General features: G+C 70.2%; 6 protein-coding genes and 1 pseudogene. 5 read left to right on the top strand and 2 right to left on the bottom strand.

Annotated features, from left to right (window positions below):
• The first annotated feature begins 565 nt into the window (after positions 1-565).
• Positions 566-925: a hypothetical protein gene (locus I6A60_RS40650; protein ID WP_203011979.1), complete on the top strand. Its 360-nt coding sequence runs from the start codon at positions 566-568 to the stop codon at positions 923-925.
• Positions 926-1,460: 535 nt separating this feature from the next.
• Here I6A60_RS40650 and I6A60_RS40645 read toward each other — a convergent pair.
• A complete protein-coding gene (locus I6A60_RS40645; RefSeq protein WP_203042081.1) occupies positions 1,461-1,994 on the bottom strand; it encodes a hypothetical protein in 534 nt (177 codons plus the stop codon).
• Positions 1,995-2,081: 87 nt separating this feature from the next.
• Positions 2,082-2,507, bottom strand: a complete 426-nt coding sequence (locus tag I6A60_RS40640) for a metalloregulator ArsR/SmtB family transcription factor (RefSeq protein WP_203011981.1) — start codon at positions 2,505-2,507, stop codon at positions 2,082-2,084.
• A 96-nt stretch (positions 2,508-2,603) separates the two neighbouring features.
• On the opposite strand from I6A60_RS40640, the gene I6A60_RS40635 reads away from it, so the two are divergent.
• From I6A60_RS40635 to I6A60_RS40620, 4 genes and pseudogenes are all read left to right on the top strand, one after another.
• Positions 2,604-3,140, top strand: a complete 537-nt coding sequence (locus I6A60_RS40635; RefSeq protein ID WP_203011982.1) for an ArsI/CadI family heavy metal resistance metalloenzyme — start codon at positions 2,604-2,606, stop codon at positions 3,138-3,140.
• A 10-nt stretch (positions 3,141-3,150) separates the two neighbouring features.
• Positions 3,151-3,948: an MIP/aquaporin family protein gene (locus tag I6A60_RS40630; RefSeq protein ID WP_203011983.1), complete on the top strand. Its 798-nt coding sequence runs from the start codon at positions 3,151-3,153 to the stop codon at positions 3,946-3,948.
• Entirely contained in the window at positions 3,945-4,637 is a 693-nt protein-coding gene (locus I6A60_RS43225) for a three-helix bundle dimerization domain-containing protein (protein WP_203011984.1), read from the top strand. The genes I6A60_RS40630 and I6A60_RS43225 overlap by 4 nt, the downstream gene beginning before the upstream one ends.
• A gap of 69 nt (positions 4,638-4,706) precedes the next feature.
• A pseudogene (locus I6A60_RS40620) lies at positions 4,707-4,928 on the top strand (heat-shock protein HtpX); the annotation flags it as partial.

The following is a 4,928-nucleotide window of genomic DNA, read 5'->3' as shown; positions in this document are numbered from 1 at the left end:
GGTTCGGGGCCCGGCCCCGAACCCGGGCCCCGTTCGCATCGGCGCCCACCGCCGCGAGGCCGGCCTCGGCCCCACGCCACCCGGCCCGCCTACCACCCGAACCCACCGCGCGCGCAGCCCGGACGTCGATCCAAAACCGACCCACATCGTCAAGTACGAATTAACACCCCACCGACACCCGTTCAGTGTCACTAAACAAACACCCAACGTGGCAGCGGTGAAGACTCCCGCACGCGGCGACGATCTTTAGTAGTGCAGCGGCGACAGCCAGGGACAAGAAGGGCCGGACGTTCCCCGAGCCGGCTGGCCGCGACCGCCATGACCCACAGGCGCGATTACCAGCCGTGACGATCTCGCCGCTTGACGCAGCCAGGTGTTGAGATACTCGGCGACCGCCTCGAGCGTGGGAAACCGCTCGCGGTCCGTCAGCTCCACCGGATCGATCGCGTCCGGTGCGTCCGGTACGCGTAGTCCAGAGCAAGCCCGTCGGCAGATACGTCAACGCGAGAGCCGCCGGACTTTCCGGATCGTCGCCCGCCCGCGCCAACAGCGCCGCGAAACGCCGGTGCCCGTGCTGATGGGCCAGCCACACCTCGACGTCCGAGGCAGCGAGCGGCAGGACCGTGAGGGTCTGCGCCGTGGCGAGCCGGTCGGCGGGATCGAGCCGGCGATAGTCCTCGGTCCGACACGCCACGGGCAAGGTCCTGCGGTCCGCATCAAGGTAGAGGTAGCGGACCTCGACGACCGGCCGGGCCGCGGCCGGCACCGCTCCGCATACACGATCTCGCCGCCCGCTCACGCGGACAACCGGACCGGCTCCGCATACACGATCTCGCCGCCCGCTCACGCGGACAACCGGACCGGCGCGCCGCGCCCCGCCGGGGCCAGCCGGAGACTCCCACGCCTCTACCCGAGTCGGCACTGACCGAGTAGACAGCGATCGAGTCATCAGATAGCGTCGGTGGTGTGAACGACACAAACCGCACGGGCCGGGAGGACGGACCGCTTGTCGGTATCGGCTACCTGATGCGCCGCCTCGGCCTTTCCCGGACACGCTGCTACCAGCTCACCCGTCGTCCGAGCTTCCCAAGCCCGGAAAGCTCGACGGAACTCGGGCGCATATGGCTCAAGACCGGTGTTGACCAGTGGATCCTCGATCACCGCCCAGCCGCCACGTCAGACGACGGGGATTCGCCAGCGGGCCACCAGGCTCGCACCGGCCGCGCGGCGAGACACACCGCCGTGACGGGGATCAGAGGCGACGGCCCCGCCCGTCAATAGCGCGTGAGAGCGGCGGGTACATCGCGGGCAGCAGGGCACATCGACCGCGCCCTCGCCTCGCTCGGCGGCGACCGCCGGACGATCCGCTACCCGACCGACACGGCCACGATGTCCTTGGCTTCCTCACCCTGACAGCCGCAGTGACCTGCTGGAAACGACTCCCCGCGTGAGCCACGCTGCTACGGGCGGGCCACGCTCGATAGCCCGTCGGACAAGCGGGCGCTGGAGGCTTCCCGCGCGGCCTTACGCCGTTGCTGCCCTGCCCGCAGATTCTCCCAGGCGAGGTAGATCGTCGTCACGCCGTAGGCGATAGCGGGCGCCACCACCCAGTCGGCTGGCGTGTGGAGACTATGGCCGGCCCACCATCCCAGCGTGAGCGCCACGGTGTCGGCGACGAACACCACCGCCGCTTTGATACCAACGTGATGCCGGCGCGCGTAGGACGTTCCCGCGCTGCCTTCCAGGCGAGTGCCGCCCTCAGCCGGTTCGGGAGCGCCACCAGCCGCAACTGCCCACACGGCCGACTCCCGCCGTACCCGTCGGCCAGACCACAGAAAATACAGGCTCGCCGTGCCCCACGACAGCGGCCCGACGATCACCCAGTCCAGGGGCGAATGGAACGCCCACAACCCCACCAACACCGTCAGCCCGGCGACGCCGACCAGCAACGTGACACCGATCGTGGCGACACGCCGCTCCAACGGAACGGTCATATCCCCATTATCACCATCATTCTCACGCCCGGCACCCTCCTTGGGTCACAGTAGTGAGCCCAGGCGTTCGACGGCCGGATCAGTTAGTCAGTCGGCTTCGGCCGCCATGGGCGCTGGCGTGAGCATCGCGGCGAGTGCCGCCATCGCGCCGGGCACGGGCCGGTAGTAGGCCCAAACCCCGCGTTTGTCGCGGCTGATCAGGCCTGCGTCGACGAGGACCTTCAGATGGTGGCTGACCGTCGGCTGGGTCAGGCCGAGAGGTTCGGTGAGCTCGCAGACGCAGGCTTCTCCACCATCCCGGGCGTAGATCATCGACAGCAATCGCAGGCGGGCCGGCACGGCGATCGCTTTGAGGACGCCGGCGAGTTGTTCGGCGTCGACGGCGGACAGCGGTGCGCGTGCCAGGGGTGTGCAGCACGACGACAAGGTGGCCGCGAGGCCAGGACCCGGGGCCGCAGTGGCATCGAGGGTGGGTGCCGCCATCGCTGCCGGTGGGGTTGCCGTCGTCGTCATGGCTCCAGCATGCACCAGGGCATTGACAGGCGTCTATCTCGTCGGCCATCCTCGTCCCGTCGGACATAGACAGTGGTCGATATAGAGGGTGGTCGTATGGCCAGGGTGCAGTTGGCGTTGAACGTCTCGGACGTGGACGCGGCGGTGGCGTTCTACGGGAAGCTGTTCGGTGTGGAGCCGGCGAAGCGTCGGCCGGGGTATGCAAACTTCGCGATCGACACGCCGCCGCTGAAGCTGGTGCTGATCGAGAACCCCGAGGCCCGGGGCGCCGGTGTCGCCGGGGCGCTCAACCACCTGGGTGTCGAGGTCGAGTCCACCGAGGAGGTGTCCGCGGCGACCGCGCGGCTGGCCGGGGCGGGGCTGGCGACGGCCGTCGAGGAGAACACGACCTGCTGTTACGCGTTGCAGGACAAGGTCTGGGTGGATGATCCGGATGGGGCGCCGTGGGAGGTCTACACGGTGCTCGCCGACAGCGACTCGGCTCGCCCGGGGTCGACGGGGTCGGTCGCCGAGCGGCTCGACGGCCAGGAGCAGGGCGCAGGCTGCTGCACGCCGTCGGCCGTGGCGGCGGTGCCGGCGGGTGCGGTGAATCTGCTCGCGGGTGCGCCGGTCTCGACCGGCCACTGCTGCTGAGCGCCCGTCCGTGACAGACCTTCCGGGCGGCCAGCCTCCGCTGGTGCGGCGCTTGGCCGCCGAGGCGATCGGCAGTCTGCTGTTGGCGGCGCTGGTCGTCGGTTCCGGGATCGCCGCGCAACAGCTCAGTCCCGGCCAGGTGGGTCTGGAGCTGGTCGAGAACGCGGCGGCGACCGCCGCCGGCCTCTACGCCATCATCCTGATGGTCGGCCCGGTATCGGGAGCGCACTTCAACCCGGTCGTCACCGTGGTCGACGCGGCGCTCGGCGGGCTGTCGTGGCGGGACGCCGCCGCCTACCTGCCTGCCCAGATCGCGGGCTGTGTCGGCGGTGCCGTGTTGGCGAACCTGATGTTCGCCCGGCCGGCGGTGTCGATCTCCACCCACCACCGGGCATCAGATGCTCACCTGCTCGCCGAGGTGGTCGCCACCGCCGGCCTGATCCTGCTGATCTTCTCGCTGACCCGGTCCGGCCGCGGTGAGAAGGCCCCGGCGGCGGTCGGCGCCTACATCGGTGCGGCGTACTGGTTCACCAGCTCGACGAGCTTCGCGAACCCGGCGATCAGCGTCGGGCGGATGTTCTCCGACACGTTCGCCGGCATCGCCCCCGTCTCCGTCCCGCCGTTCCTCGCTGCCCAGTTGGTGGGCGGCGCGGTCGGCTACGCCCTGGTCCGCCTGCTCTACCAGTCCCCACCGGGCGGACCGGGGCAGGCCGCCGAGGTGCTGTTGCCTCACCCCGCCACCGCCAGCTCGAACACGGCGCCGGTGAACGGCGCGACCCCTCCTCCTGTAGCGCGAGGTGTTTCATGACCAGCTCCGACGCCGCGTCTGGCCTGACCGGCTTATCCGGCCTCGACCCGACGAGCCTGCACACGCTGACCGCGACCGCCCGGCGGCTCGCCCACGACTACGACACGACGTTCGAGGCCGTCGAGGTCGGTCAGGTCCTCGCCGACTCCTACCGGCTGCTCGCCCGCACCGCCCGGGTCACCGTGTTCCTCCCGACACTGGCCGAGCGGCTGACCCGCGAACGGCTCGAAGCACTCGCCGCGACCCGGGGGCTGATCCCTAAGCGGGTACCCGAGGTGCTGTTCGTCTGCGTCCACAACGCCGGCCGCTCCCAAATGGCCGCCGCGCTGACCCGCCACTACGCCAGCACCGCGCTGCACATCCGCACCGGCGGCTCCGACCCGGGCACCCAGATCCACCCCGAGGTCATCGCCGCGATGAAGGACATCGGCCTGTCGCTGGATGAGGAGTTCCCCAAGCCGCTCACCGACGACATCCTCGCCGCCGCCGACGTCGTCATCACCATGGGCTGCGGCGACCGCTGCCCCTACATGCCCGGCAAACGCTACGAGGACTGGCCCATCGACGACCCCGCAACCGCGTCGGTAGACCAGGTCGCCGCGATCCGCGACGACATCGACCACCGGGTCCGCGATCTGGTCGCGAGCCTCCTGCCCGACCAGGCCCTACCTCCGCCTCGCACTCCCTGACCGCTCCGGCGCCGCACGATCACCCACTCGCGGCGCACCGGGCCCCATAGCCCCGTGAAAGGACTCTCCGTGCCCGACAAGCCGTCGGTTCTGTTCGTCTGCGTCCACAACGCCGGCCGCTCCCAGATGGCGGCCGGTTTCCTGACCCACCTGGCCGACGGCCGGGTCGAGGTCCGTTCCGCCGGGTCGATGCCCGCCGAGAAGGTCAACGCGATCGCCGTCGCGGCGATGGCCGAGCTCGGCATCGACATCGCCGCCGAGATACCGAAGATCCTCACCATCGACGCGGTC

It is taken from the genome of Frankia sp. AgB1.9, from assembly GCF_016786355.1.
In the GTDB taxonomy this organism is placed as follows: domain Bacteria; phylum Actinomycetota; class Actinomycetes; order Frankiales; family Frankiaceae; genus Pseudofrankia.
Note: the sequence above shows the minus strand (reverse complement) of the source record. Positions and strands in the feature narration are given on the sequence as shown.